The organism is Sphingobium sp. VMM, assembly GCF_056790315.1.
Window position 1 is genome coordinate 1 of sequence record NZ_JBXGSI010000023.1, and the last position, 24,817, is coordinate 24,817.

The window sequence follows — 24,817 nt, forward strand, 5'->3', positions numbered from 1 at the left end:
GAGCATCCGCACCATCGAGACGCTGTCCGCGCCATAACTGTCGGCGGCAACCGGCGCGTCGACGAAACCCTGTCGGCGCCAGAAGGCATCCGCGCCGTTGACGGCGGTCAGGGTGATGCGATCGAAGCCAGCGGCGCGCGCCTGCGCGATGGTGAGGTCCACGGCCGCAGCAGCAGCGCCGGTGCCGCGCGCTTCGGGCAGCAGCGCCAGATCATGAAGATAATAGCGGTCGGCCGCGTCCGGCAGCCTGCCCATCAACTGGTCGAGCGCCGGCGGTCGGTCGCCGGCCCAGGGATGGGTGACGAGGTAGCCCAGCACCTCCCCGTCCCGCTCCAGCAGGAAGCAACCCGCCGGATAGAGGCGCAGCCGTTCGGCATAGATGGCAGGCTCCTCCGTATAGGCGCCATGAACCCGGTCGGAAATGGCCGCCGCCGCGTCCACATCCTCCTGCCCCATCGGTCGCCACTGGGCGCTGCCGCTCATGCCTCGACACCCAGGGCACGGCGATTGGCCGCCAGCAATTCCTCCGACAGCGCAGGATCGTCGACCGCGCGCGCCAGCACCATCGTGCCGACCAGTTGCGCCATGCGGGCGAGCGCCGCGTCGCGATCGGCGATACCGGCATTTTGCAACGCGGCGGTCAGATCCTCGAAGCCTTCGCGAAAGGCGGCGGCGAGCGGTCCGCCCTTGCGCGCAGCGTCCGGGCCGAGCGCGATCAGCGCGCAGCCGGTTTCGGGCGCGTCGCGGTTACGGGCGCTCAGATAATCGGCAGTGATCGCATCCGGCCCGTCCTCGGCCGACAGGCGACGCCACTTGGCCGCGCCGCGCGCGAGCGACGTGGCGCAGGCTTCTGCCGCCAACGCCTCCTTCGATTCGAACTGATTGTAGAATCCGCCGTGGGTAAGGCCGCATTCGCGCATCACCTCACCAATGCCGACGCCCTCCACACCACGGGCACGAAACAGGCGCGACGCCGCATCCACCACCTTCTCGCGATTGCGCTCGGCCTGTTCACGGCTGACTTTCATGATCCTGCATCTCCAATTGGCCTCTTGATCTTATATATGATACCTATCATTTAACGCCAGTCCGTTTTCCGGCTCGAGTATCAGTTCTGGGGCCAGTCCAAGGGGAAGTCGATGCTGTCCACCATGTTCGCCCGCCGCTTGGCCGCGCGCAATGTCCATTATGGCTGGGCGGTCGCGGGCACGACCTTCCTCACCATGCTGGTGGTCGCCGGCGCGGTCGGCGCGCCGGGCGTGTTCATCGTGCCGCTGCAGAAGGAGTTTGGCTGGAGCGCGGCGGATATTTCCGGCGCGCTGGCTATCCGTTTCCTGCTGTTCGGCGGTATGGGGCCTTTTGCCGCCGCCTTCATGAACCGCTTCGGCGTGCGGCGGATGATGCTGATTTCGCTGTCTATCGTCATTGGCGGCCTGCTGCTGTCGCTTGGCATGACGCAATTGTGGCAGCTCGTCCTTCTCTGGGGCGTGGTGATCGGCGTCGGCACGGGTCTCACCGCCATGGTGCTGGGCGCGACGGTCGCCACCCGCTGGTTCAGCGAGCGGCGCGGACTGGTGATGGGACTGCTGTCGGCCAGCACCGCGACCGGCCAGCTCGCCTTCCTGCCGCTGCTCGCGAGCATGACCGGCAGCTATGGCTGGCGCGTGGCGATGCTGCTGGTGTGTGGCGCGATCCTGGTCGCGGCCGTCGCGGTCATGCTGTTGATGCGCGATCGGCCGTCGGACCTGAACCTTGCCCCCTATGGCGAACAGGCGATCCAGCCCGTCCCCGCCCAGCCGGCCAGCCTGGGCGCGCTGCTGGCAACGCCGCTTATCGTGCTGCGCGACGTGGCGAAGGTGCCGACCTTCTGGATCCTCTTCTTCTCCTTCTATATCTGCGGCGCCAGCACCAACGGGCTGGTCCAGACCCATTTCATCTCGCTGTGCGGCGATTATGGGCTGGCGGCTGTCGGCGCGGCGTCGATGCTGGCGATGATGGGGCTGTTCGATTTTGCCGGCACTTTGGCATCGGGCTGGCTCAGCGATCGTTATGACAATCGCTGGCTGCTCTTCTTCTATTATGGGCTGCGCGGCCTGTCGCTGCTCTATCTGCCGTTCAGCGATTTCTCGATCTACAGCCTGTCGCTGTTCGCCATCTTCTATGGCCTCGACTGGGTGGCGACGGTGCCGCCGACGGTGAAGCTGACCGCGCAGCGCTTCGGTCCGGAAAAGGCCAATATCGTGTTCGGCTGGATCTTTGCCGGGCATCAGCTGGGCGCGGCGAGCGCGGCGCTGGCCGGCGGCCTGTCTCGCACCGCCTGGCAAAGCTATATGCCCGCCTTCATCGCGGCAGGCATATTGTGCCTGATCGGCGCGGCGCTGGTGCTGCTCATCAACCGGGGCCGGACGCAGACGCTGGCCACGGCCTGAAGGAATCGATGACGGCGGCGCGCAGGGGCGCTAGTTTGCGGCCCATGAAAAAAGCCAAAGCCGCGCCTAAGCCTGCCTCCGCCCAGAAACGTCGCTCCCGCTGGATCAGCATCCCCCTCAAGGTCGCCATCGGCTTTGTCGGCCTGTCGGTGAGCACCGTGGTCATCTATCGCTTCGTGCCCCCGCCGGTGACGATCACCATGCTGCTCGACCCCAATGGCATCACCAAGGAATGGAAGCGCCTGGACGCGATCGATCCGGACATGCCGCGCGCGGCGATCGCGGCGGAGGATAGCCGCTTCTGCAGCCATCATGGCTTCGACGCGGTCGCGATTGCCCAGGCGATGCGCCACAATGCCAGCGGCGGGCGCATTCGCGGCGGCTCCACGATCAGCCAGCAGACCGCGAAGAATGTCTTCCTGTGGCAGGGTGGCGGTTTCGTCCGCAAGGGCTTCGAAGCCTGGTTCACCGTGCTGATCGAGGCGATCTGGGGCAAGCGGCGGATCATGGAAGTCTATCTGAACGTCGCGGAGACCGGCATCGGCACCTATGGCGTGCAGGCCGGGTCGATCCGCTATTTCGGCCATGGCGCGGGCAAGCTGAGCCGAGCGGAGGCGGCGCGGCTGGCGGCGGTATTGCCGTTGCCCAAGAAGCGCGAGGCGATCGACCCGCATGGCTTCACCCGCCGCTATGGCAACAGCATCTCCGCCCGCATCCCGGTGGTGCAGCGCGACGGGTTGGATGACTGCCTGAACTGAGACAGCGGCCGGGCGCCCGAAAATAGGAAATCGGGCGCTTAACTTCCCATATTTCCCGCACATTTCGACATTTTATTGCGCTGTCCTGATCCTATCGGAAAGCGCACACTGCCCTATCCCCGATCATAATCGAGCGGCGGCGAATAGGACATGAAAAAGGGAGGCGCGGATCGCTCCGCACCTCCCTTTTTGCCTGTCGGCGTCTGGCTTAGAAGCCGATGATCAGCGAAGCGCTGATCGCGCGCGGCGAACCGAAGTTCACGAAGGCCGAGGACGAGCTGGCGAGCGTATCCAGACCGCCGCTGAACGAGCCGACATAATATTTGTCGAACAGGTTGCTGACGTTCAGCTGGATCGCGCCCTTCTCCATGCCGACGCTGGCCAGCGAGTAGCGCAGGTCGAGGTCGACGACGGTGTAGGCACCGAACTTCGCACCGGGGAAGATCATCTTGCTGGTGCCATCGGTGAGCGTCACGCTCTGAATTTCACCGTTGATGTCGTTCAGATAGCGCGAGCTGGTCTTCTTCGCCTGGACGCCCAGGGTGAAGTCGCCCAGATTGCCCTGCAGACGGCCACCGAACAGATATTTCGGCGCGCTGCGTTCACGCTTGCCCGAGGTGCGGAGATAGGCAACGCCATCCTGCACATAGCACAGGCCGGCCAGAGCGATGTCGCTGGTCGCGGCGCAGCTGCCGGTCACGGCGTCGTTCTGGATTTCCGACTTGATGTAGGAACCGAACAGATAGGCGGTGATTTCCTTGATCGGGCTGTAGGAAATATTGGCGTCGACGCCATATTTCTTCACCGGACCCAGGTTGGTGTCGGTGCCGTTACCGTCGATGTCATAGGCAGTGACCAGACGGTTCTTGTACTTCGAGTACCAGCCGGTGACAGCAGCCTGCACCTTCGACGAGGTGTAGCGGAGGCTGGCGTCGAAGCTGTCCGAGGTTTCCGGCGCACGATAAGCGGAGTCGCTATCAACCGGGAAGATGAACGCGTTGTAAAGCGCATCGGTGCTGGGCACCGACAGGTTCTTGGCATAGCTGCCCGCGATGCTGATTTCCGGCGTGATCTTGAAGGTCGCGCCGACGTTCGGCAGGAACTTGTCATACTTCAGCTTGCGCGCCTGCGGCAGAGCCGAACCGGTCGCACGGCCGGTCGTCTCGTTGAAGCTGTAAGGATGGGTCGCGATATAGTCGGCCTGCTGGTCTTCCGGCACGCAGTTCACGAAACCACCCGAGCTGGTGGTGAAGCAATACTGGTTCAGTTCGCGCTTGAAGAAGGGCAGACGGCCACCGATCAGCACCGACAGCTTGTCCTCGAAGAACTGGCCGCGATATTCACCGGCGATCTGGTTCAGTTCGGCGATCGACTTGCGGTCACGCTTCTGCAGCGCGTTGCCGGCGGCATCCAGGACCGGATCGTTGATCGGGAACACGTCGAACGGCGTGCCACCATTGTCAAGGAAGCCAGCATAGCCGGTCTGGCGGTGACGGGCGCGATCATAGCTGTACGACAGACGGACGCGCTGGCCATCGCTGATCTCGTAAGCCAGGTTGGCGATGCCGACCCAGCGACGGGTGTTGGTCTGGCTCGGCTGGAGCAGGGTCACGCGACCCAGCACACCGTCACCGTTCAGGTCACGACCGAAATAGAAGCTGCCGCCATAGTTGCCGGTGCCGGTGAAGCCGGTCGAATCCGTGAAGAAGGTTTCGTTGGCGCTGGTGGTGCCGCCGCCATTGGCCTTCACCCACTGATAGGCGCCGTCGACCGACAGGGTCAAACGTTCAGCCAGGGTGAACTTCGAATTCGCGCGGACATTGCCGGTGTTCGAAGGGTTGAAACGACGCTCGAAATCGGTGCCGCAAGCGTTGGGGGTGCTGGTCTGGCTGACCTGGCAGGGATAGCCGCCGGCGATGTCGTAGAAACGATCGCTCTTGTCGCCGGTGAAGGCGCTGGCGCGGAAGGGCGAACCACCGAAGTTGTTGCGGTTCTGGTTATAATGGGCAGCGACCGAGATGAAGTCGCCGTTGCTGCCGATATCCTGCCAGATCTTGGCGTTATACTGCTGCTTCGACACCTTGCCATAATTGGCGAAGGCAGCATCGTTGCGAATGCGCGAAGCCGAGATCCAGGCCTTGGTGCCATGGCCGGTGAGGTCACCGGTGTTCACCACGCCGAACATGCGGAAATAGGGACGATCGCCGGCACCGTCGGCGACGATGTTGCCGTAGCTGACGCTGGCCAGAACGCCATAATCATCGCTCGGCTCAAGGGTCTTGATGTTGACGGTGCCGCCAACCGCAGCGGCGGTCGGGCTGTCGACGTCGGTCGAACCGAGGTTCACATTGACGTTCTCGATCAGTTCGGCGTCAACCTGCTGGTTGGTGTAGATCGCATAGTTGCCCGAGTCATTGAGCGGGATACCGTCAAAGGTCTGCGAGATACGGTCCGAGCTGAAGCCGCGGATGGTGAAGCTGCCGCCCGACGAACCCCAGGGATCGTTGTTGGTGAAGCTGACGCCCGGCACCAGGTTGATGATTTCGTTGACCGACTGACCCGGACGCTGCGCCTGGATGATTTCCTGGCCCAGAACGACCTTCGCCTTGGGCGAGTCAGGGATCTTCACGCCGCCAACGCCCTGGTTGACGACGGCGCCCGTCACGATGATCGAATCGAAATCGTCCGAACCGGTCGACTGCGCGAAAGCGACAGCCGGGGCAGCGACGGCGAGAATCGCGGCGCTGCACTTGAGAAACTGCTTCATTGACCCTTGTCCCTTTTTCAAGAGTGCGCCCCACGGCGCCATAACCATTTTGCTCTTCGAGCCGGCGCCGCATCTGGCGGCCACTGGCGACGCCCCTGTGATGCTATGATTGCAATTATGTTACAATGCAGGTGCGGGACTGTCACAATTGGAAGGACATCTGGGCAAGGCACTGAAAAACAGACCGAAACATCAAACTATCATATTGATTTTATTGCATAATATGTCGAAATTTTACACCACGCCAACAGTGGTGCAATTATGCAACGGCGCAGGAAATTTTGTGCAGTGCGAAAGACTTGCACGAAAAAGGGGCCGGTGGATGGTCCACCGGCCCCTTTTGTTCCAGCCTGAACGGCGAATGAACTAGGCAGCGTCTTCCGCGCGCTTGTCCTTCTCGCTGAACACGCGAATCGGCTCCTTGGTCCCGGCGACGACATCCTTGTCGACCACCACTTCGCCAACGCCCTCCATCGAGGGCAGGTCGAACATGGTATCGAGCAGGATCGCTTCCAGGATCGAACGCAGGCCACGAGCGCCGGTCTTGCGCTCGATCGCCTTCTTCGCGATCGCGGTCAGAGCATCGTCGGTGAAGCTCAGTTCGACATTCTCCATGTCGAACAGCTTGCCATATTGCTTGACCAGCGCGTTCTTGGGCTCGACCAGGATCTTGACCAGTGCGGTCACGTCCAGATCCTCCAGCGTCGCGATCACCGGCAGACGGCCGACAAATTCGGGGATCAGGCCGAACTTCAGCAGATCTTCGGGTTCGCTCTGACGCAGCAGTTCGCCGGTCTTGCGCTCTTCGGGGGCCGCAACATGGGCGCCGAAGCCGATCGACTTGGCTTCCAGACGGTCACCGATGATCTTTTCCAGACCCGCGAACGCGCCGCCGCAGATGAACAGGATGTTGGTCGTGTCGACCTGCAGGAACTCTTGCTGCGGATGCTTGCGCCCACCCTGCGGCGGAACCGAGGCGGTCGTGCCTTCCATCAGCTTGAGCAGCGCCTGCTGCACGCCCTCACCCGACACGTCGCGCGTGATCGACGGGTTTTCCGCCTTGCGGCTGATCTTGTCGATCTCGTCGATATAGACGATGCCGCGCTGCGCCTTCTCGACATTATAGTCGGATGCCTGGAGCAGCTTGAGGATGATGTTCTCCACGTCCTCGCCGACATAGCCGGCTTCGGTCAGCGTGGTGGCATCCGCCATGGTGAAGGGCACGTCGAAGGTCTTGGCCAGCGTCTGCGCCAGCAGCGTCTTGCCGCAGCCCGTCGGGCCGACAAGCAGGATGTTCGACTTGGCCAGTTCCACCTCGCCCGGCTTGGAGCCATGGTTGAGGCGCTTGTAATGATTGTGGACCGCGACCGACAGGACGCGCTTGGCGCGCTTCTGGCCGATCACATAATCGTCGAGCACATCGCAGATCTCCTGCGGGGTCGGCACGCCGCCATCCTTCTTGCCGACGAGACCGCCCTTGGTCTCCTCGCGAATGATGTCGTTGCACAGTTCCACGCATTCATCACAGATGAAGACGGTCGGCCCCGCGATCAGCTTGCGCACCTCATGCTGCGACTTGCCGCAGAAGGAGCAGTAAAGCGTGCTTTTTGAATCGGAGCCCGTAAGCTTAGTCATTCGCCAATCTTTCCTCCCCGCCGTCGGCACCATGCCGGATCTGGCCGGGGATATTCTGGTCCAAAGGCCATCCTAGACCGGGGCACGGCGGTTTCACAAGAGGTGATGTACCGCACCCCGGTAAAGATCGCCTTTAGGCTTCCGCGGATTCCGCAGCGGCCGGGCGGCGATCGAACACTTCGTCGACCAGACCGAACGCCTTGGCTTCGTCAGCCTCCAGGAAGGTGTCGCGGTCCATCGCCCGCTCCACCGCTTCCAGCGACTGGCCGGTATATTTCACGTAGAGATCGTTGAGGCGGCGGCGAATCCGAAGGATTTCCTTGGCCTGGATCTCGATATCGGACGCCATGCCCTGGGCGCCGCCCGACGGCTGGTGGACCATGATGCGGGCGTTGCTGAGCGCGATGCGCTTGCCCGGCTCGCCAGCGGCCAGCAGGAAACTGCCCATCGAGGCGGCCTGGCCGATGCAGACGGTGCCGACCTGGGGGCGGATATATTTCATCGTGTCGTGGATCGCCATGCCCGCCGTGACGACGCCGCCCGGCGAGTTGATGTACATCCAGATGTCCTTCTTCGGATTTTCCGATTCGAGGAACAGAAGCTGGGCGACGATCAGCGAGGCCATATGGTCCTCGACCTGGCCGGTCACGAAGATGATCCGCTCGCGCAGAAGACGCGAGTAAATATCGAAGCTGCGCTCGCCACGGTTCGATTGCTCGATGACGATGGGAACCAGCGCGGCCATGGGATCATGCATGATGTTGGTCATTGTGCTCTTTCAGTCAGGTGCTTTTGCCCGACCCCCTACATCGGCACAAAACCCGACTGGTTCAAGGGGGAACCATGTGTCACCCCTACCGTTCCACAATCGTTTCAAATCGCGACAGGGGGAACAAGCCGATGGTTTCCGACGTGCATTCCGATATTCCGCCCCATGACGGCCGGGCCGGACCGGGGCTGATCGCCGCCTTCTCCTTCGGTTGGAAGGCGCTGGCGCTGCGTGGCGTGGTCTCGATCATCCTGGGCATCATCGCCCTGGCCTACCCGTTCAGCGCGCTGTTCGCGCTGACGCTGATCTTCGCGGTTTATGCCCTGGTCGACGGCATATTCTCGGCGATCAGCGCCTTTCGCCGGATGGGGCATGGCCGCCACTGGGGCGCGATGCTGCTGCGCGGGCTGCTGGGCATTGCCGTCGGCATCATCTTCATCGTCACCCCGATCGCGATGACGATCACCTATGCGCTGCTGACCGTGTTCCTGATCGCGGGCTGGGCGATCATCGCCGGCGGGCTGGAAATCATCGCCGCGATCCGGCTACGCAAGGAAATAGAGGGCGAATGGCTGCTGGCGCTGAGCGGGCTGCTCTCGCTGCTGCTGGGCCTTTTCGTCCTCTATTTGGCCCTTGCCAACCCGCATGTGTCGGTGGCGATGCTGGGCTGGGGCATCGGCTTCTATGCGCTGGTGACGGGCGTCACCCTGCTGATCCTGGCGATGCGGCTGCGTCGCCGGGTTCAGTCCTTCAAGGCGTAGTCGCTCGGCGCGCGGAAGGCGAGATAGGCGAGCCGCCGCACTTCGCGGCGGCCGCGCACCACCGTGTCGAGGATGAGGCCGCACATGCCGCTCAAGGTCGCGAGGATCATGAGGCCAGTGACCAGGATCGCGGTCGGGAAGCGCGGCACCAGCCCGGTCTGGGCATAGGTGACGATCAGCGGCACGGCCAGGCCGAGCGCGAGCGCTGCGAGGAAGGCCGCGATGATGCCGAAGAACAGGATCGGCCGCTCGATGCGATAGAGGGTGATGATCGTGCGCAGGATTCGCCAGCCGTCGCGATAGGTGGACAGTTTGCTCACCGACCCTTCGGGCCGCGCACCATAGGCGGTCATCACTTCGGACACCGGCATCGCCAGTTCAAGGGCATGGACGCTGATCTCGGTCTCGATCTCGAAGCCGGCGGACAGCACCGGGAAGCTCTTGACGAAACGGCGCGAGAAGACGCGGTAGCCCGACAGGATATCGGTGAAGCTGCGGCCGAAAAGCTGCTTGAGCAGGCTGGTGAGCGCCCAGTTGCCGAAGCGATGGCCACGCCGATAGGCTGCCTCCACCTGATCGCGGCGACAGCCCACCACCATGTCGAGATTATCCTGCAGCATGGCGGCGATCATCTGCGGCGCGGCGGCCGCTTCATAGGTCGCGTCGCCATCGGCCATGATGTAGATATCGGCATCGACATCGGCGAACATGCGGCGCACGACATGGCCCTTGCCCTGTTGCGCCACGCGGCGAACGATCGCGCCCGCGCCGGCCGCCAGTTCGCGGCTGCCATCGCTGCTGTTATTGTCGAAGACATAGATTTCGGCATGGGGCAGCGCACGGCGGAAATCCTCCACCGTCTGCACGATCGCCCCAGCCTCATTATAGCAGGGCAGGATAACGGCGACGCGGGGGTGGCCCACGCCAATGTTCGAAAGATTGTCCATATCCATAAATTGCCCCAACCTATGCTGACCAAATATGGCCGCCGCCCGTCAGACCGGCGGCGGCAACATGTATCGCGCAACGACGGTCAGCGCCAATATGGCTGCCGGCACACCCACCGTTGCAACCGCCAATGCCGAATGTCGCCGCATCATGGCCCTTATAGTCGCATCGGACAATGCGAGCGGCAGGGCCAGACAAACCGCCAATGTCGTAAAGAAGAAATAGCGCTGATCGGTCGCCACCCCGACAAGCAGGAAGGTGCCTGTATATATCAAGGCAAGCCATATCAATATCGCGCAGACACGCAGCAGCGCATCGCGCGAGACGCGCAGCGCGGCGATGATCCAGGGCAGCAGCACCAGCGCGATCGCGACCATCATCACGGGCGAGGTCAGCGGCGAATAGCGGATATGGTCCAGCAGCCGGTTCTTGAACGACCCGCCCCGGTTGCCGGCGGTGTTCAACTTGCGCACGGCTTCGGTATGATGGACCGGCACCCAGAAATAGAGGGTCGAATTATAATGGGTCAGGCGATGGCGCAGATAGGCCAGCGGATGATGCCGGATCGCGCCAGTCCAGCGTGACGACAGCGATGCGCCCCCGCCATCCCGGATCGCCTGCTCGACATTCTTGAGCACATGGCAATTCCAGTGGGCATAGGCCAGCGTGTCCCACATGATCGGGCTGTAGCAGCGATGGACATCCTGCGTCAGCGCCTGCGCGCCCGGCAGATCGGCCAGGATATCATCCCCGCCCCGCACCATGATGCCGGCGATGTCGAATATCTGCAGCGACCGGATTGCCCCGGCATCCGATGCGCCAAGGATGCGATGATTGATGATGTTGCTGGCCGGGACCAGCAGCACTCCGCCGACCGCGGACAGCGCCAGCATCAGCACCGGCCGTGCCATCAGCGCCGGCCGGCCGGCAAAGACCAGCATCGGCGCGACCAGGAACACCGCATTGCTGCGGACCAGCGCCGCCATGACGACGATCAGCAGCGCCAGCGCCCAGCACAGCGTCCGGGCCGGCCGCGCGGCGACAAGCCCTTCCTGCACCGCCCCGATGATCGCCACGGCCAGCAGCAACATCACCGCCATCATGATGTCCTTGGCGATGTTGACGCTCATCATCAGCAGCATCGGCTGGGCCGCGAGGAAGATCATGCAATAGGCGCAGAGCCACCGGCCGCGCCGCGCCGGCAGGCTGGCCAGCAGCGCAACGCCGCAGCCGTAGAAAATGGTGTCGAAGGCGAAGATCGGCCCGGTGCCCGCGCCGAACAGGGTCAGCGCTTCCCAGATCCGCGCCATCAGCGGCGGATGCCAATCGTTGAACTGGCCGGTGACGATCTGATGATATTGGCTGTTGCTGTCGCTGTTGGGCTCACCGGGAAAGCGCAGGAGGAAGAAGGCGAGAAACAAGAGCAGGCAAACGCCCACCAGGAGCCACCTGTTCATCAGCAATTGCCCAAGAACCCGACCAGAACCGCCCTTGACGACTTGCATAAGCCCTCCGCGATCAGTTCATCGCCTGATCCCTAGTTTCGGGCCATCATCAGAATATATTGCAGCGCAAAAATAAAGATCAGGAAAAGCGCGTATGATCCCCGCGTTCGCGCCGAGGGCTCATAGCCAATCACCCGCCACGCCATGCAAAACGCCCGCCCTTCCCTGTCAGGAAGAACGGGCGTTCCGATTTGCTGGCTGGAAAGGCTTATTCAGCCTTGGCAGCGGCCTTCTTGGCGGGAGCCTTCTTCGCCTTGGGCTTTTCCTCGGCGGCAGCGTCCTCAGCCGGGGCTTCGTCCTTCTTGGCGGCGGCCTTCTTGGCCGGAGCCTTCTTGGCGGGCGCTTCCTCGGCTACGGCTTCGGCCTCGGCGGGCTCGGCCTTCTTCTTGGCAGCAGCCTTCTTCGCCTTGGGCTTGTCGTCATGATCGTGGTCATGGCCGCAGCCCGGACCGTGGACGTGGGGCTTCAGATCGCCATCTTCGGCTTCGATCGCGGCTTCCAGTTCTTCGCGGCTGACAGCGCGGTCGCTGACTTCCGCCTTTTCGAACAGGAAGTCGACGACCTTGTCCTCATAGAGCGGCGCGCGCAGCTGGGCAGCGGCCATCGGATCCTGGCGGACATACTGCACGAAACGCTCACGATCCTGCGGGCTGTACTGCTGGGCAGCCTGCATGATGAGACGGTTCATTTCATTGTCCGAAACGACGACATTGTTGGCCTGGCCGATTTCCGACAGCAGCAGACCCAGGCGCACGCGGCGCACGGCGATGCCGCGATAATCTTCCTTCTCGGCTTCCATTTCGGCCAGAGCGGCTTCCGGATCGGCTTCATGGCTGGCTTCATGCTGAAGCTGCTGCCAGATCTGGTTGAACTCGGCTTCCACCATGCTCGGCGGAACGTCGAAGTCGTGCGAAGCGGCCAGCTGGTCGAGCAGCTTGCGCTTCATGTAGGTGCGGGTCAGGCCGTTATGCTCCTGCTCGATCTGGCCCTTGAGCAGATCCTTGAGCTGGTCGAGACCTTCCAGACCCAGCGACTTGGCGAAGTCGTCGTCGAGCTTGGGCTTGTCGGCGTTCAGCACCGACTGCACGGTCACGTCGAAGGTCGCGGCCTTGCCGGCGAGGTGCGCGGCGCCATAATCTTCGGGGAAGGTGACTTCGATGGTCTTTTCTTCGCCCTTCTTCACGCCACCGAGCTGCTCTTCGAAGCCGGGGATGAACTGGCCCGAACCGATCTTCAGCTTCACGCCTTCGGCCGAACCGCCTTCGAACGCTTCACCGTCGACCTTGCCGACGAAGTCGATGACCAGCGTGTCGCCGTCCTTCGCCTTGTGGCTGGCGGCATATTCTTCCAGCGCGCCCTGCTGGGTCGCGATGCGGCCGGCCTGTTCCTCGACCTGCGCGTCGCTGACTTCGGCGGTCAGGCGCTCCAGCTTCAGACCGTCGATGCTCGGGGCTTCGATCACGGGCAGAACTTCCAGTTCCACCTTGACCTGCGCGTCCTTGCCGAACTCGAAGCTTTCGTCCAGCTCGACCGAAGGCTGCATCGCGGGACGCAGCTTCTGGTCGGCGATCAGCTTCTGAACGCTTTCCTGGATGGAATTGTTGAGCGCGTCACGCTGCAGGCTTTCACCATGCATCTTCTTGACGAGGTTCGCCGGCACCTTGCCGGGGCGGAAGCCGGGCATCCGCACCTGCGGCGCAATCGCCAGCACTTCCTTCTCAACGCGGGCGTCGATATCCTTCGACGTGATGGTCACGGTGTAGGCGCGCTTCAGGCCCTCGTTCAACGTCTCGACAGTCTGCATCTCTTCTCTCAAACGCTTTCTTAGCTGAATCTCGTTGGCGCCGGATCAAGCCAAGCCTGACACTGGTGCGGGCGAAGGGACTCGAACCCCCACATCTTGCGATACCAGAACCTAAATCTGGCGCGTCTACCAGTTTCGCCACGCCCGCATCGGTCGCCGGTCGGCGCGGCATAGAGAAAAGCATTGGCGAGAGCAAGGGATATGGATGCATTGGTGGAACCGGCGTCCTTGCCCGCGCGTAGCTTCTTCTTTGCAGGAGAGCATAGCATGGCCACCCAGCCCGATCCAGCGCCCGACACCCTGCCCCCGCCCGACCGGATCGAACCGCAGTCGCCGCCCGAAACGCCGCCGCCCGCGACTCCGGACGAGACTCCGATCAACGAGCCACCCGAAATCATCCCCGGCGAACCCGACTATGACCAGCCCGACAGCGCGCCGGACGAGATTCCGCCTGACATAATTTCGTAACCACGCAACAAAAGAAGGCACCTGAAAACTTTTTTGCAACAGGGTGGAACTTTTTATGGCGGATTACGGAATATGCGTAATCACGTGCTGGACACCCCTAGGAATCCATGATTGAAATGTGACAACAAAAAGAAATTCAGGAGAGGCGCGCTGACATAAAAGGGGGTCGACGTGCATAGGGTTCGCGCCAAGCTAGAGTGGTTCAAGACCGTGATTTTGCCGCAGGAAGCTGCCCTGAGGGGCCGCCTGCGTCGCATTTTGCCCTCCACCCACGAGCTGGAGGATATGGTCGCCGAAGTTCTTGCCCGTGCCTATGCCACGGAGAACTGGGAAAATGTCACCACCGGGCGCGCCTATCTCTTCACCATCGCCCGCAACCTCGTCATCGACACCGCCCGCCGCAACAAGGTGGTGAGCTTCGAGACGATCGCCGATCTGGAATTGCTGGGCGGCGAAAACACCATCGAGGCACAGCTTCACGCCCGCGAGGCGCTCCGCCAGGTCGAGGCGATTGTCGATTCGCTGCCCACCCAGTGCCGCCGCGTCTTCATTCTTCGCCGTATTCACGAAAAATCGATGCTGGAAATAGCGGAGGAAATGTCTCTGTCCGTTTCTACTGTTGAAAAACATCTGGCCAAAGCGATCGGCATAGTTATGCGGGCCTGGGCAGAACGTGAGGAAACGGATTTCGAACGTGCAGGCGTCGGGACCAGGTTCAAACAGCGGGGACAGGGACGCGATCGCGTTGGAAGCCGCGCGCCTGCTGGCCAGGCTTAACAGCGACCCTACTCCCCAGGACGAAGACGAGATATGTGCGTGGATCGAGGCCGATCCGCGCCATGGCGTGGCCTTTGCCCGCGCCGAAGCCGCCTGGGACGCGGCCGAGCGGCTGAAGAGCGCCGCCGCCGAAGTCAATCTCCCCCCGCTCGAAGCGATCGTCAGCGAGGAACAGCAGCGCCGCCTGTCGCGCAACATCATGATCGCCGCCGGCATCGCCATCGCCTTCTTCATCGTCGCCGCGATCGTCACCATCCGCACCTTCAGCGGCGTGGATCGTTATGAGACGGCGGTCGGCCAGATCCGCGACGTCGCACTGGCCGACGGCTCCATCCTGCACCTCAACAGCAATAGCGAGGCGGAAGTCCGCTTCACCGACATAGGCCGCAAGGTGCGCGTGCTGAAGGGCGAAGCCTCCTTCGACGTGGCCCATGACAAGGGCCGCCCGTTCGACGTGGAGGTGCGATCGGCCCAGATCCGCGCCGTCGGCACCGCCTTCAACGTCCGCATGCGCCCGTCGGTGGTGGAACTGACCGTCACGCAGGGCACGGTGACGGTCCATTCGGGTAATAGCGGGCTGGAAAAGGTCAGCGCCGGCAGCGGCGCCGTGATCCAGTCCCGCAGCATCGACCTCACCCATCTCAGCCCCAAGCTGATCGACCAGCGCACCGCCTGGCGTGACCAGATGGTCGAGCTGGACGGGGAAACGATCGAGCAAGCAGCCAGCGAGTTCAACCGCTATCGCCGCGCGCCGATCCTAATCGGCGACGCGCGCGTCTCCTCGCTGCGGGTCGGCGGGCGCTTCCGCGTCAGCGACAGCAAGGAATTCCTGTCCGCGCTGCAACTGAGCCTGCCGATCCGTGCGGTGAATGGCGAGGATGGATCGGTGATGCTGCTTTATCGCGATGAACCCGATGGCGCCGACATCATGGCGGCACCCAGCGAATAAGGCCGGTCAGCCGAGCAGGTCGCGGACCAGCGCGGGTACAAGTTCGCTTGCCGGGCCAAGCCGGCTTTCCTCGAAATAGCTGCTGCCCGCCGACGGATCGAGATTGAGCTCCAGCGTGCGGGCACCATAATGGCGCGCCATCTGGACGAAACCGGCGGCCGGATAGACCGCGCCCGACGTGCCGATCGACACGAACAGATCGGCCTGCGCCAGCGCTTCCTCGACCCGCTCCATATCATAGGGCATTTCGCCGAAGAAGACGATGTCGGGCCGCAGGTTGGGCGCGCCGCAACCGGCGCAGACGCTGCCGGGCGGCAGCGGATCGGCCCAGGCCACCGCCTTGCCGCAGGCGGCACAAAGGGCAGACTTCAATTCCCCATGCATGTGGAGCAGCCGGCTCGCCCCAGCCCGCTCATGCAGGTCATCGACATTCTGGGTGACGATCAGCAGGTCGCCGGGCCAGGCGCGGTCGAGCGCGGCCAGCGCCTCATGCGCGCGATTGGGCACCACCTCCGCCAGCTTCGCCCGCCGCTCGTCATAGAAGCGATGTACCAGCGCCGGATTGCGCGCCAAAGCCTCGGGCGTGCAGACATCCTCCACCCGATGCCCCTCCCACAAGCCATCCGGCCCGCGAAAGGTGGCAAGCCCGCTCTCGGCCGAAATGCCCGCGCCGGTAAGGATGACGATACTATCGATGTCGGTCGGCATGGCGGGCACCTCGGCAGGCAGGCTTACGCCTTGGTCAGCATCTTCTGGGCGCTGGTCTTGATGAAGTCGGAGATCGGGCCGGACATCATCTTGAGGAACATCGGGATCGACACGGTGCCGCGCACCTTGTCCTCCTCGATCAGCAGCTTGACCGGGATGGTCTGGGCCATGGCCGAGATTTCCATGTCCAGCGCATAATCGGACGGCCAGGTCGCGGTCATGGTGCCGCCGCCGGGGATATGCTGTTCCAGCTTGGGCAGGCCCTGCTCCACCCGGCGCTTCGCTTCGTCCCGGCCGAGGTCATGGGGAATGTCGATGTCCATCCTGTTTATCCTTGTTCTGATGGTCAGTTCTGAAAGGCGATATCGAGCGGGGCGAGGCCGGCAATGGTCGCCTGCACTGCCTGGCCGGGCGCGATCGGACCGACGCCGGCAGGCGTGCCGGTGAAGATCAGGTCGCCGGGCGCCAGTTCCACATAGGTGGAGAGATTGGCGATGATTTCGGGCACCGACCAGATCATGTCGCCCAGGTCGCCCGACTGGCGCGGGTCGCCATCGATGCAGAGCGCGATAGCGCCGCTGGCCGGCGGCGTGCCGGGGTGGATCGGGCCGATCGGCGCGGAGCGATCAAAGCCCTTGGCCATGTCCCAGGGGCGGCCTGCCTTCTTCGCGACCGCCTGCATGTCGCGGCGGGTGAGGTCGATGCCGACCGCCCAGCCATAGATCAGCGCCAGCGCATCCTCGACCGAGACATCCGTGCCGCCCGCGCCCAGCGCAACCACCAGTTCGACCTCATGATGCAGATCCTGCGTGCGGGAGGGGAAAGGCAGCGATGCGCCATTCTCGACCACGGCATCGGCCGGCTTGGTGAAGAAGAAGGGCGGCGCGCGATCGGGATCGCCGCCCATTTCGCGCGCATGTTCGGCATAATTCTGCCCGACGCAGAAGATGCGACGGACGGGAAAGCGATCGGCGCTGCCGTCGATCGGCAGGGTCGGAACGGAGAGTCGGGGAAGATCGAGCATGGCCATCTCTTAGCCATGGTCGGTCGCCTTTCCCAAGAAATTCATGGTGCCGGATGACAAAGGGCCGCCGCTCTGGCATCGCGCGCTGACTTATAGCCAAGGAACGGATCAGGGCATGACCAGCATCGGGATTTTCGGCGCCGCCGGGCGCATGGGCCGCACCATCGCGCAGGCCGCGGCGGAAGCCGGGCTGACCGTGGCGGGCGGCACCGATCGCGACGGCGGCGGCGAACTGGCCCCCGGCGTCGCGATCACCAATGATCCGCTGGCATTGGCACAGGCGGCCGACGTGCTGATCGACTTTTCCGTGCCAGCAGCGCTTTCCGCCAATCTCGATGCCTGCATCGCCGCGAACAAGCCGATCCTGATCGGCACGACGGGACTGGAGGGCGAGCATCATGTGCTGATCGACCAGGCAGCGGCACACATCCCGGTGCTGCAAACCGGCAATACCTCGCTGGGCGTCAACCTGCTCGCCGCGCTGGTGGAGAAGGCCGCCGCCAGCCTGGGTGATGATTGGGACATCGAGATCGTCGAGATGCATCATCGCCACAAGGTGGACGCGCCGTCGGGCACCGCGCTGCTGCTGGGCGAAGCGGCGGCGAAGGGACGCGGCATCACGCTGGCCGACCATAGCGAGCGCGGCCGCGACGGCATCACCGGCGCGCGGGCGAAGGGCGCGATCGGCTTTGCCGCGCTGCGCGGCGGAACGGTCGCGGGCGACCATCAGGTCATCCTGGCGACCGAGGGCGAGCGGATCGAACTGGGCCATCGCGCCGAAAACCGCAGCATCTTCGCGCGCGGCGCGATCAAGGGCGCAAGCTGGCTCGCCGGCCAGCCGGTCGGCCGCTATGACATGAAGGGCGTATTGGGGCTCTGATGCCATGAACAAGGGCCAGATCTTCGACTTTTTCAGCCGCCTGGCAGAGGCCAATCCCGCGCCGATGACGGAGTTGGAATATGGCAATGCCTATCAGTTGCTGGTCGCGGTCACCCTGTCGGCGCAGGCCACCGATGTCGGCGTCAACAAGGCGACCCGCGCCCTGTTCCGCGAGGTCGAAACGCCGCAGCAGATGGTCGATCTGGGCGAGGATGCGCTCAAGCAGCACATCAAGACGATCGGCCTGTTCAACACCAAGGCGAAGAATGTCATCGCCCTGTCCGAGATATTGGTGCGCGATTTCGGCGGCGAGGTGCCGCAGGATCGCGACGCGCTGACCACCCTGCCCGGCGTCGGCCGCAAGACCGCCAATGTCGTGCTCAACACCGCCTTCGGGCAGGAAACCTTCGCGGTCGACACCCATATCTTCCGCGTCGGCAACCGCACCGGTCTGGCGCCGGGCAAGACGGTGCTGGCGGTCGAGGACAAGCTGGAAAAGCGCGTGCCCCAGCCCTTCCGCCGCGACGCGCATCACTGGCTGATCCTGCATGGCCGCTATGTCTGCAAGGCGCGCAAGCCCGAATGCTGGCGCTGCATCGTGTCGGACCTGTGCCGCTTCAAGCCCAAGATGCCGGCACCCGGCAGCGTCGCGGAAGCCGCCTGATCGCGCCCGACGGCGGTGCTAGGATCGGTACGGAAATCAGCTCCGCGAATCGTCTTGTCAGTACGAAGGAGAGAGACAATGTCCATCCGCCCCATTCTCACCGCCGGCCTGCTGCTGGCCTGTGGCCTGACGCCTGCTTTCGCCAAGACCAAGGACAAGCCGGATCCCTATGTGCCCAGCGGCGATCCGGTCGACTGCATTTCGATCAGCCAGATCCGATCGAGCAACGTGCGCGACGATCGCACCATCGATTTCGAGGTGAGCGGCAAGAAAATCTACCGCAACACCCTCCCCAACAGCTGCCCCAGCCTGGGCTTCGAGCGACGCTTTTCCTATCGCACCAGCATCTCGCAGCTCTGTTCGGTCGACATCATCACCGTGCTGTTCAACGCCGGGCCGGGCCTGCAACCGGGCGCCAGCTGTGGCCTGGGCAAATTCCAGCCGATGGTGAAGGCCCCGAAATAAGTTTCGGGAACAGGTGATTTTGTGGCTGGCGCGGTTCGAAGCCCTTTGCTAAGCGCCCCTTCTGACCAGCGTCATGCACCCATAGCTCAGCTGGATAGAGCGTTGCCCTCCGAAGGCAAAGGCCAGTGGTTCGAATCCACTTGGGTGCACCAAACCGCCGCATAGATCGGCTGGCTGACGCGCAGTTTCCTATTTTAGCGTTACGGAACGCTGGCGCCGATTGGTCGATTTCTGAGCCGTGATGCGAACAACGCATGATGACGAGGCGGCCTAAACCGATCTCGCGCCGGCATCGGCAAGCGGCATTGGCGCGAACGAAAAAAGATCGTCCCCGCCCTTCTCCAGATCGAGCAGATATTTCTTGGTTTCGACGCCGCCGGCAAAGCCGGTGAGCGCGCCGTTGCTGCCCACCACCCGGTGACAGGGCGCGATGATCGAGATCGGGTTGCGGCCATTGGCGGCGCCGACAGCACGGGTCGCGGTCGGGCGGCCGATGGCGCGGGCGATGTCGGCATAGCTGCGCGTCTCGCCGAACGGTATGTCGAGCAGCGCGGCCCAGACCTGGCGCTGGAAATCCGTGCCCTGAAAATGCAGCGGGACGGAAAAATGCTGCCGCTGACCGGCGAAATATTCCGATAGCTGGGAAGCCGTGTCGCGCAGCACCGGATGGTCGGTCGCTTCGGACCGGGCGCCCAGGCGGACGCGGGCGGGATCATCGTCGGGCCACAGGACCGCCATCAATCCTTCGTCACTCGCAACCAGCGTCAGGTCGCCCACCGGCGAGGGCATCGTCATACAGGCTAGGGTCATCGTCATCCTCCGTGCGTCATCGCTGGAGATAGGCGATGATCCCCGCCCCCGCTTCCTGCCGCTTGCGGTCAAAGTCCGCAAGCGGCAGGCCGCATCATTTCAGGCCACCACCCATGGCGCGATACAGCTCGATCATGTTGGTGAGCCGCGCCAGACGCGTCGTCACCAGGCTCTGCTCCGCGCTCGACAGGGTCCGCTGCGACACCAGGGTCGGCAGGAAGCCATCGACACCCGCGCGGAAGCGGGCCTGCGTCAGGTCATAGGCCTTGCGCGCAGCATCGCGCTGCGAGGTCTGCGCCTCGACCTGATCGGTCATCGTGCCACGCCGGGCGAGCGCATCGGCGACTTCGCGGAAGCCGGTCTGCACGCTCTTTTCATAAGTGGCGAGCATCGCGTCATAGGTCGCTTTGGCATAACGCAGATTGCCCTTGTTCCGGCCGAAGTCGAAGATCGGCAGGGTCGCACTGGGCGCCACCGACCAGGTATCGCTGCCCGACTTGAACAGGCCGGACAGGCCAAGGCTGACCGTGCCCAGCGCCGCCGTCAGCGACAGCTGCGGGAAGAAGGCCGCCCGCGCCGCACCGATATTGGCGTTGGCCGCGATCAACTGATGCTCGGCCGACGCGATGTCGGGCCGGCGCAGTAGCAGGGTCGAGGGCAGTTCCGCCGGCAGATTGTCGAGCGTGACATGGCCTTCCGGCAGGGCCGAGGGCAGATCCTCGCTGCCGAGCGTCGTGCCCGCCAGCAGGTTCAGTGCATTCTGGTCCTGCGCGACCAGCGTGGTAGCGCTGGCGATGGCGGCCCGCGCCTGGTCATAGCTGGTCTGTGCCTCGCGCACTTCCAGTTCGGACGCGATCCCCTTGTCGAAGCGGGCCTTGTTGAGGTCCAGCGTCTCCTTGAACGCGGTCGCCAGCGTCCGCGCGATCGACAGCAATTCCTGATCGGCGGCCATGTTCACCCAGGCCGTCGCCACTTCCGCCACCAATGCGGTCTGGGCCGCATTGCGGTTTTCGACCGAGGCGAAATATTGCTCCTGCGCCGCCTTGGTCAGGTTACGCACCCGGCCGAACAGGTCGATTTCCCAGGACGAGATGCCGACCTGCGCCTGATAGACGTCGGTGTTGAGGCGCTGGCTCTGGCCGAACTGGACCAGCGGCTGTTCCGAATAGGTCGCGGTGCCGGTGGCCCCGACGGTCGGCAACAGATCGGCCCGCTGCACCTTATATTGCGCCCGTGCCTGCTCGACATTGGCGACCGCAATGCGCAGGTCGCGATTGTTGGCGAGGCTCGTCTCGATCACCCGCACCAGACGCGGGTCGGTGAAGAAATCGCGCCAGGCGGTATCGGCCGGCACGATCGCCGCGCCGCCGTCCGCCGTGGCCGCATAGGCCGGCCCCTGGGGGCTGGCCTGCGGCACCGGCAGTTCGGGGCGGGCATATTTGGGCGCCATGTCACAGGCGGCCAGCGTCAGCGCCAGAGAGGCGACCGACATTGCTTTGATATTACGCAACATTCTTATGCCTCCTGCGGTGCGTTCGGCGTTTCGCCGTCGGCGTTACGCTGTTCTTCCCCTTCATGATGTTCGCGGAACAACCGCTTCACCACGGTGAAGAAGACCGGCACGAAGAAGATGGCGAGGACGGTGGCGGACAGCATCCCGCCGACTACAGCCCAGCCGATGGCGTTCTGGCCACCCGCGCCCGCGCCCTTGGACACGGCCAGCGGCAGCACGCCGAAGATGAAGGCGAAACTGGTCATCAGGATCGGCCGCAGACGCAGCTTGCCCGCTTCCAGCGCCGCCTTGGCGGGCGGCAGCCCCTCGCGCATCTTCTCTTCGGCAAATTCCACGATCAGGATCGCGTTCTTCGCCGACACGCCGATGGTCGTGATCAGACCCACCTGCAGATAGATGTCGTTGTTGAGACCCGCCAGCGTCGCCGCGATCACCGCGCCGAGCACGCCCAGCGGCACGACCAGCATGACCGCGATCGGCACCGACCAGCTTTCATACAGCGCAGCCAGGCAGAGGAAGACGATCAGCATCGAGAGCGCATAGACATAGGGCGCCTGTCCACCGGAGGTCTGTTCCTCATAGGAAATGCCGTTCCAGGCATAGCCGATACCGGCCGGCAGCTTGGCCGCGAACTCTTCCATCGCCTGCATCGCGGTGCCGCTCGACACGCCGGGTGCCGGGGCGCCCTGGATGTTCATCGACGGCACGCCATTATAGCGTTCCAGACGGGCCGGGCCCTGGACCCATTCCGTGGTGGAGAAGGCAGAGAGCGGCGCCATCACGCCCGTGCTGCCACGCACATGATAGGCGTTGATCGCGTCGGCCGAGGTACGGAACGGTGCATCCGCCTGCACATAGACGCGCTTCACGCGGTCGCGGTCGATGAAGTCGTTGACATAGGATCCGCCCAGATTGGTGCTGATCGTGTCATTGACGTCCGACTGGGCGATGCCCAGCGCACCGGCTGCGGCCTGATCGACATTCAGCTTAAGCTGCGGCGTATCTTCCAGGCCATTGGGACGGACCTGCGCCAGACGCTTGTCGCCCATCGCCATGCCCAGCAACTGGTTGCGGGCTTCCAGCAGCTTCTCATGACCAAGATTGGCCTGATCGAGCAACTGGAAGTCGAAACCGGACGCATTGCCCAGTTCCTGCACCGCCGGCGGCACGAAGGCGAAGGCCATGCCCGACGAGATCTTCTGGAACGCCATATTGGCGCGCAGGGCGATCGCGGGCACGCGATTGTCCGCACCCGACCGTTCATGCCAGTCCTTCATGCGGGCAAAGACGATGCCGACATTCTGGCCCTGGCCCACGAAGCCGAAGCCGGCGACCGTGAACACGGCCGAGACATTCTTCTTCTCGTCGACCAGATAATGGTCGCGCATCCGGGCGAGGGCCCGCTCGGTCTCTTCCAGCGTCGTGCCCGCGGGCAGCGACACCTGGTTGATGATGATGCCCTGGTCCTCATCCGGCAGGAAGCCGCTGGGCAGGCGCAGGAAGATGAAGGCCATGCCGACCACCACCAAGCCATAGACCAGCATGGTCCGAACCCAGCTGCGCTCGACCTTCTCAACGCCCTTGCCATAACGCACCACGCCCTTGTCGAAGGTGCGGTTGAACCAGTCGAAGAAGCGGCCGAGGATCGAACCGATCGGCCCGTTCCAGCTATGCCCGTGCGAGGCGGGCTTGAGGATGGTGGCGCACAGCGCCGGGGTCAGGATCAACGCGACCAGCACCGACAGGATCATCGACGACACGATGGTGATCGAAAACTGGCGGAAGATGACGCCGGTCGATCCGCCGAAGAAGGCCATCGGCAGGAACACCGCAGACAGCACCAGGCCGATGCCGATCAGCGCGCCGCTGATCTCGTCCATCGACTTCTTGGCCGCTTCCTTGGGGCTGAGCCCCTCATCCTGGATCAGACGCTCGACATTCTCGACGACGACGATCGCGTCATCGACCAGCAGGCCGATCGCCAGCACCATGCCGAACAGCGTCAGGGTGTTAATGGTGAAGCCGGCTGCGCTGAGGATCGCCAGCGCGCCCAGCAGCACGACCGGCACCGCGATCGTCGGGATCAGCGTCGCACGCCAATTCTGCAGGAACAGGAACATGACGACGAACACCAGCAGCACGGCTTCGAACAGGGTATGGACCACCTGCTCCACCGACAGCTTGACGAAGGTCGAGTTGTCGACCGGGAAGTCATATTTGACCCAGCTTGGGAAATTTTTCGACAGCTGGTCGACGCGCGCCTTGACCGCTTCCACCGTGTCGAGCGCGTTGGCGCCCGGTGCCAGCTTGATGCCGAAGCCCGATGCCGGATGGCCGTTGAACTTCACGCCGAAACCATAGGTTTCCGCGCCCAGTTCGACCTTGGCGACATCCTTCATCAGCACGACCGAACCGTCGCTGTTGCTGCGCAGGCGGATATTCTGGAATTCCTCCGGCGTGCGCAGGCGCGACTGGGCCGTGACGGTGGCGTTGAGCGCCTGGCCCTTGGGCGAAGGCGAACCACCGATCTGGCCGGCCGACACCTGGGCATTCTGCGCGGTGATCGCCGACTTCACGTCGCCGGTGGTCACGCCCAGATTGGCCATCTTGTAGGGGTCGAGCCAGATGCGCATCGCATATTGCGAACCGAACAGCTGGGTATCGCCAACGCCGGTGACGCGGCTCAGCGGATCCTGGAGGCTGGACGCGATGAAGTCCGCCGCGTCTTCCTGGTCATGGATGCCGTCGTCGGAATAGGCCGCCATGATGAGCAGGAAGCTGGACGTGGACTTGCCCACGCGCAGGCCCTGCTGCTGCACTTCCTGCGGCAACAGGGGGGTCGCCTGCGACAGCTTGTTCTGCACCTGCACCTGCGCGATGTCAGGATCGGTGCCCTGCTCGAAGGTCAGGGTGATGTTCAGATTGCCCGAACCGTCGCTGGTGGACGAGAAATAGCGCAGATTGTCGATGCCCTTAAGCTGTTGCTCGATGATCTGCGTCGTCGTGCTTTCCAGCGTCTGGGCGTTGGCACCGGGATAGGTGGTCTGGATCGTCACCGCCGGCGGGGCGATTTCCGGGAACTGCGCGACCGGCAGCGACCGGATCGCGAGCAGGCCCGCCAGCATGATGACGATGGCGATGACCCATGCGAAGATGGGCCTGTCGATAAAATAGCGGGCCATG

General features: G+C 63.6%; 23 protein-coding genes and 2 tRNA genes. 10 read left to right on the forward strand and 15 right to left on the reverse strand.

The window, feature by feature from the left end; all coding sequences use genetic code 11:
• Together ACUCV3_RS22995 and ACUCV3_RS23000 are read right to left on the reverse strand one after the other, a co-directional pair.
• Positions 1-483, reverse strand: a 483-nt coding sequence (locus ACUCV3_RS22995) for a GNAT family N-acetyltransferase (protein ID WP_048938170.1), incomplete at its 3' end; no start/stop codon positions are given.
• Positions 480-1,028: a TetR/AcrR family transcriptional regulator gene (locus ACUCV3_RS23000; RefSeq protein ID WP_007704859.1), complete on the reverse strand. Its 549-nt coding sequence runs from the start codon at positions 1,026-1,028 to the stop codon at positions 480-482. The genes ACUCV3_RS23000 and ACUCV3_RS22995, both read right to left, overlap by 4 nt.
• 111 nt (positions 1,029-1,139) lie before the next feature.
• On the opposite strand from ACUCV3_RS23000, the gene ACUCV3_RS23005 reads away from it, so the two are divergent.
• A complete protein-coding gene (locus tag ACUCV3_RS23005) occupies positions 1,140-2,429 on the forward strand; it encodes an MFS transporter (protein ID WP_017500475.1) in 1,290 nt (429 codons plus the stop codon).
• A gap of 44 nt (positions 2,430-2,473) precedes the next feature.
• Positions 2,474-3,187 (forward strand): monofunctional biosynthetic peptidoglycan transglycosylase, encoded by a 714-nt coding sequence (mtgA, locus tag ACUCV3_RS23010; protein ID WP_279729139.1) that lies wholly within the window; start codon positions 2,474-2,476, stop codon positions 3,185-3,187.
• Positions 3,188-3,395: 208 nt separating this feature from the next.
• Here the strand turns inward: mtgA and ACUCV3_RS23015 are convergent, their stop codons facing one another.
• The 3 genes from ACUCV3_RS23015 to clpP all read right to left on the reverse strand — a co-directional run bounded on the left by ACUCV3_RS23015 (position 3,396) and on the right by clpP (position 8,358).
• Positions 3,396-5,954: a TonB-dependent receptor gene (locus ACUCV3_RS23015; protein WP_048938171.1), complete on the reverse strand. Its 2,559-nt coding sequence runs from the start codon at positions 5,952-5,954 to the stop codon at positions 3,396-3,398.
• A 366-nt stretch (positions 5,955-6,320) separates the two neighbouring features.
• Complete coding sequence (gene clpX / locus ACUCV3_RS23020; RefSeq protein ID WP_004207563.1) at positions 6,321-7,589, reverse strand: ATP-dependent Clp protease ATP-binding subunit ClpX; 1,269 nt, start codon at positions 7,587-7,589, stop codon at positions 6,321-6,323.
• 133 nt (positions 7,590-7,722) lie between these two features.
• A complete protein-coding gene (gene clpP, locus ACUCV3_RS23025; protein ID WP_004207564.1) occupies positions 7,723-8,358 on the reverse strand; it encodes an ATP-dependent Clp endopeptidase proteolytic subunit ClpP in 636 nt (211 codons plus the stop codon).
• A gap of 131 nt (positions 8,359-8,489) precedes the next feature.
• On the opposite strand from clpP, the gene ACUCV3_RS23030 reads away from it, so the two are divergent.
• Positions 8,490-9,119, forward strand: coding sequence for an HdeD family acid-resistance protein (locus tag ACUCV3_RS23030; protein WP_010336052.1), 630 nt, complete (start codon positions 8,490-8,492; stop codon positions 9,117-9,119).
• On the opposite strand, the gene ACUCV3_RS23035 is transcribed toward ACUCV3_RS23030, so the two are convergent.
• From ACUCV3_RS23035 to ACUCV3_RS23050, 4 genes are all read right to left on the reverse strand, one after another.
• The gene (locus ACUCV3_RS23035) at positions 9,101-10,072 is read right to left on the reverse strand and encodes a glycosyltransferase family 2 protein (protein ID WP_010336051.1); all 972 of its coding nucleotides are present in this window, start codon (positions 10,070-10,072) and stop codon (positions 9,101-9,103) included. The two genes, ACUCV3_RS23030 and ACUCV3_RS23035, sit on opposite strands and share 19 nt — an antisense overlap.
• A gap of 42 nt (positions 10,073-10,114) precedes the next feature.
• Positions 10,115-11,524 carry a hypothetical protein gene (locus ACUCV3_RS23040; protein ID WP_482241177.1) on the reverse strand — a complete coding sequence of 470 codons (1,410 nt, stop codon included), beginning with the start codon at positions 11,522-11,524 and terminating at the stop codon, positions 10,115-10,117.
• 256 nt (positions 11,525-11,780) lie between these two features.
• Entirely contained in the window at positions 11,781-13,376 is a 1,596-nt protein-coding gene (gene tig, locus ACUCV3_RS23045; protein WP_017500479.1) for a trigger factor, read from the reverse strand.
• 63 nt (positions 13,377-13,439) lie between these two features.
• A tRNA-Leu gene (locus ACUCV3_RS23050) sits at positions 13,440-13,524 on the reverse strand.
• Positions 13,525-13,643: 119 nt separating this feature from the next.
• Here ACUCV3_RS23050 and ACUCV3_RS23055 point away from each other — a divergent pair.
• From ACUCV3_RS23055 to ACUCV3_RS23065, 3 genes are all read left to right on the forward strand, one after another.
• Positions 13,644-13,844, forward strand: coding sequence for a hypothetical protein (locus tag ACUCV3_RS23055; RefSeq protein ID WP_279729137.1), 201 nt, complete (start codon positions 13,644-13,646; stop codon positions 13,842-13,844).
• A gap of 171 nt (positions 13,845-14,015) precedes the next feature.
• On the forward strand, positions 14,016-14,621 hold the full coding sequence (locus ACUCV3_RS23060; protein ID WP_004207570.1) for an RNA polymerase sigma factor: 606 nt from the start codon (positions 14,016-14,018) through the stop codon (positions 14,619-14,621).
• Positions 14,590-15,570 carry a FecR family protein gene (locus ACUCV3_RS23065; protein WP_037511612.1) on the forward strand — a complete coding sequence of 327 codons (981 nt, stop codon included), beginning with the start codon at positions 14,590-14,592 and terminating at the stop codon, positions 15,568-15,570. The genes ACUCV3_RS23060 and ACUCV3_RS23065 overlap by 32 nt, the downstream gene beginning before the upstream one ends.
• A gap of 6 nt (positions 15,571-15,576) precedes the next feature.
• On the opposite strand, the gene ACUCV3_RS23070 is transcribed toward ACUCV3_RS23065, so the two are convergent.
• From ACUCV3_RS23070 to ACUCV3_RS23080, 3 genes are read right to left on the reverse strand one after another with little or no spacing between them, the layout of a single operon-like run.
• On the reverse strand, positions 15,577-16,278 hold the full coding sequence (locus tag ACUCV3_RS23070) for an NAD-dependent deacylase (RefSeq protein WP_279729136.1): 702 nt from the start codon (positions 16,276-16,278) through the stop codon (positions 15,577-15,579).
• Between the two features lie 23 nt (positions 16,279-16,301).
• A complete protein-coding gene (locus ACUCV3_RS23075; RefSeq protein WP_004207574.1) occupies positions 16,302-16,601 on the reverse strand; it encodes a polyhydroxyalkanoic acid system family protein in 300 nt (99 codons plus the stop codon).
• Between the two features lie 23 nt (positions 16,602-16,624).
• On the reverse strand, positions 16,625-17,308 hold the full coding sequence (locus ACUCV3_RS23080; protein ID WP_279729135.1) for a fumarylacetoacetate hydrolase family protein: 684 nt from the start codon (positions 17,306-17,308) through the stop codon (positions 16,625-16,627).
• A 109-nt stretch (positions 17,309-17,417) separates the two neighbouring features.
• On the opposite strand from ACUCV3_RS23080, the gene dapB reads away from it, so the two are divergent.
• The 4 genes from dapB to ACUCV3_RS23100 all read left to right on the forward strand — a co-directional run bounded on the left by dapB (position 17,418) and on the right by ACUCV3_RS23100 (position 19,463).
• A complete protein-coding gene (gene dapB / locus ACUCV3_RS23085) occupies positions 17,418-18,182 on the forward strand; it encodes a 4-hydroxy-tetrahydrodipicolinate reductase (RefSeq protein WP_279729134.1) in 765 nt (254 codons plus the stop codon).
• A 4-nt stretch (positions 18,183-18,186) separates the two neighbouring features.
• Positions 18,187-18,846 (forward strand): endonuclease III, encoded by a 660-nt coding sequence (nth, locus tag ACUCV3_RS23090; protein ID WP_279729133.1) that lies wholly within the window; start codon positions 18,187-18,189, stop codon positions 18,844-18,846.
• A gap of 78 nt (positions 18,847-18,924) precedes the next feature.
• Entirely contained in the window at positions 18,925-19,311 is a 387-nt protein-coding gene (locus ACUCV3_RS23095) for a hypothetical protein (RefSeq protein ID WP_279729132.1), read from the forward strand.
• A gap of 75 nt (positions 19,312-19,386) precedes the next feature.
• Positions 19,387-19,463 (forward strand) — tRNA-Arg (locus tag ACUCV3_RS23100).
• A 118-nt stretch (positions 19,464-19,581) separates the two neighbouring features.
• Here ACUCV3_RS23100 and ACUCV3_RS23105 read toward each other — a convergent pair.
• The 3 genes from ACUCV3_RS23105 to ACUCV3_RS23115 all read right to left on the reverse strand — a co-directional run bounded on the left by ACUCV3_RS23105 (position 19,582) and on the right by ACUCV3_RS23115 (position 24,816).
• Positions 19,582-20,121 (reverse strand): methylated-DNA--[protein]-cysteine S-methyltransferase, encoded by a 540-nt coding sequence (locus ACUCV3_RS23105; protein WP_279730316.1) that lies wholly within the window; start codon positions 20,119-20,121, stop codon positions 19,582-19,584.
• 94 nt (positions 20,122-20,215) lie between these two features.
• Positions 20,216-21,634: an efflux transporter outer membrane subunit gene (locus ACUCV3_RS23110; RefSeq protein ID WP_279776232.1), complete on the reverse strand. Its 1,419-nt coding sequence runs from the start codon at positions 21,632-21,634 to the stop codon at positions 20,216-20,218.
• A 2-nt stretch (positions 21,635-21,636) separates the two neighbouring features.
• Positions 21,637-24,816, reverse strand: a complete 3,180-nt coding sequence (locus ACUCV3_RS23115; RefSeq protein WP_004207583.1) for an efflux RND transporter permease subunit — start codon at positions 24,814-24,816, stop codon at positions 21,637-21,639.
• Position 24,817: the final 1 nt, after the last annotated feature.

Bases quoted from the DNA above. Each gene is read 5' to 3' on its own strand.
- ACUCV3_RS23015 (WP_048938171.1), bottom strand. From the start codon at position 5,954: ATGAAGCAGTTTCTCAAGTGCAGCGCCGCGATTCTCGCCGTCGCTGCC.
- ACUCV3_RS23115 (WP_004207583.1), bottom strand. From the start codon at position 24,816: ATGGCCCGCTATTTTATCGACAGGCCCATCTTCGCATGGGTCATCGCC.
- nth (WP_279729133.1), top strand. From the start codon at position 18,187: ATGAACAAGGGCCAGATCTTCGACTTTTTCAGCCGCCTGGCAGAGGCC.
- ACUCV3_RS23055 (WP_279729137.1), top strand. From the start codon at position 13,644: ATGGCCACCCAGCCCGATCCAGCGCCCGACACCCTGCCCCCGCCCGAC.
- mtgA (WP_279729139.1), top strand. From the start codon at position 2,474: ATGAAAAAAGCCAAAGCCGCGCCTAAGCCTGCCTCCGCCCAGAAACGT.
- ACUCV3_RS23070 (WP_279729136.1), bottom strand. From the start codon at position 16,278: ATGCCGACCGACATCGATAGTATCGTCATCCTTACCGGCGCGGGCATT.
- ACUCV3_RS23005 (WP_017500475.1), top strand. From the start codon at position 1,140: ATGCTGTCCACCATGTTCGCCCGCCGCTTGGCCGCGCGCAATGTCCAT.
- ACUCV3_RS23095 (WP_279729132.1), top strand. From the start codon at position 18,925: ATGTCCATCCGCCCCATTCTCACCGCCGGCCTGCTGCTGGCCTGTGGC.
- clpP (WP_004207564.1), bottom strand. From the start codon at position 8,358: ATGACCAACATCATGCATGATCCCATGGCCGCGCTGGTTCCCATCGTC.
- dapB (WP_279729134.1), top strand. From the start codon at position 17,418: ATGACCAGCATCGGGATTTTCGGCGCCGCCGGGCGCATGGGCCGCACC.
- ACUCV3_RS23000 (WP_007704859.1), bottom strand. From the start codon at position 1,028: ATGAAAGTCAGCCGTGAACAGGCCGAGCGCAATCGCGAGAAGGTGGTG.
- ACUCV3_RS23080 (WP_279729135.1), bottom strand. From the start codon at position 17,308: ATGGCCATGCTCGATCTTCCCCGACTCTCCGTTCCGACCCTGCCGATC.
- ACUCV3_RS23040 (WP_482241177.1), bottom strand. From the start codon at position 11,524: ATGAACAGGTGGCTCCTGGTGGGCGTTTGCCTGCTCTTGTTTCTCGCC.
- ACUCV3_RS23030 (WP_010336052.1), top strand. From the start codon at position 8,490: ATGGTTTCCGACGTGCATTCCGATATTCCGCCCCATGACGGCCGGGCC.
- ACUCV3_RS23035 (WP_010336051.1), bottom strand. From the start codon at position 10,072: ATGGATATGGACAATCTTTCGAACATTGGCGTGGGCCACCCCCGCGTC.
- ACUCV3_RS23110 (WP_279776232.1), bottom strand. From the start codon at position 21,634: ATGTTGCGTAATATCAAAGCAATGTCGGTCGCCTCTCTGGCGCTGACG.
- ACUCV3_RS23105 (WP_279730316.1), bottom strand. From the start codon at position 20,121: ATGACCCTAGCCTGTATGACGATGCCCTCGCCGGTGGGCGACCTGACG.
- tig (WP_017500479.1), bottom strand. From the start codon at position 13,376: ATGCAGACTGTCGAGACGTTGAACGAGGGCCTGAAGCGCGCCTACACC.
- ACUCV3_RS23075 (WP_004207574.1), bottom strand. From the start codon at position 16,601: ATGGACATCGACATTCCCCATGACCTCGGCCGGGACGAAGCGAAGCGC.
- clpX (WP_004207563.1), bottom strand. From the start codon at position 7,589: ATGACTAAGCTTACGGGCTCCGATTCAAAAAGCACGCTTTACTGCTCC.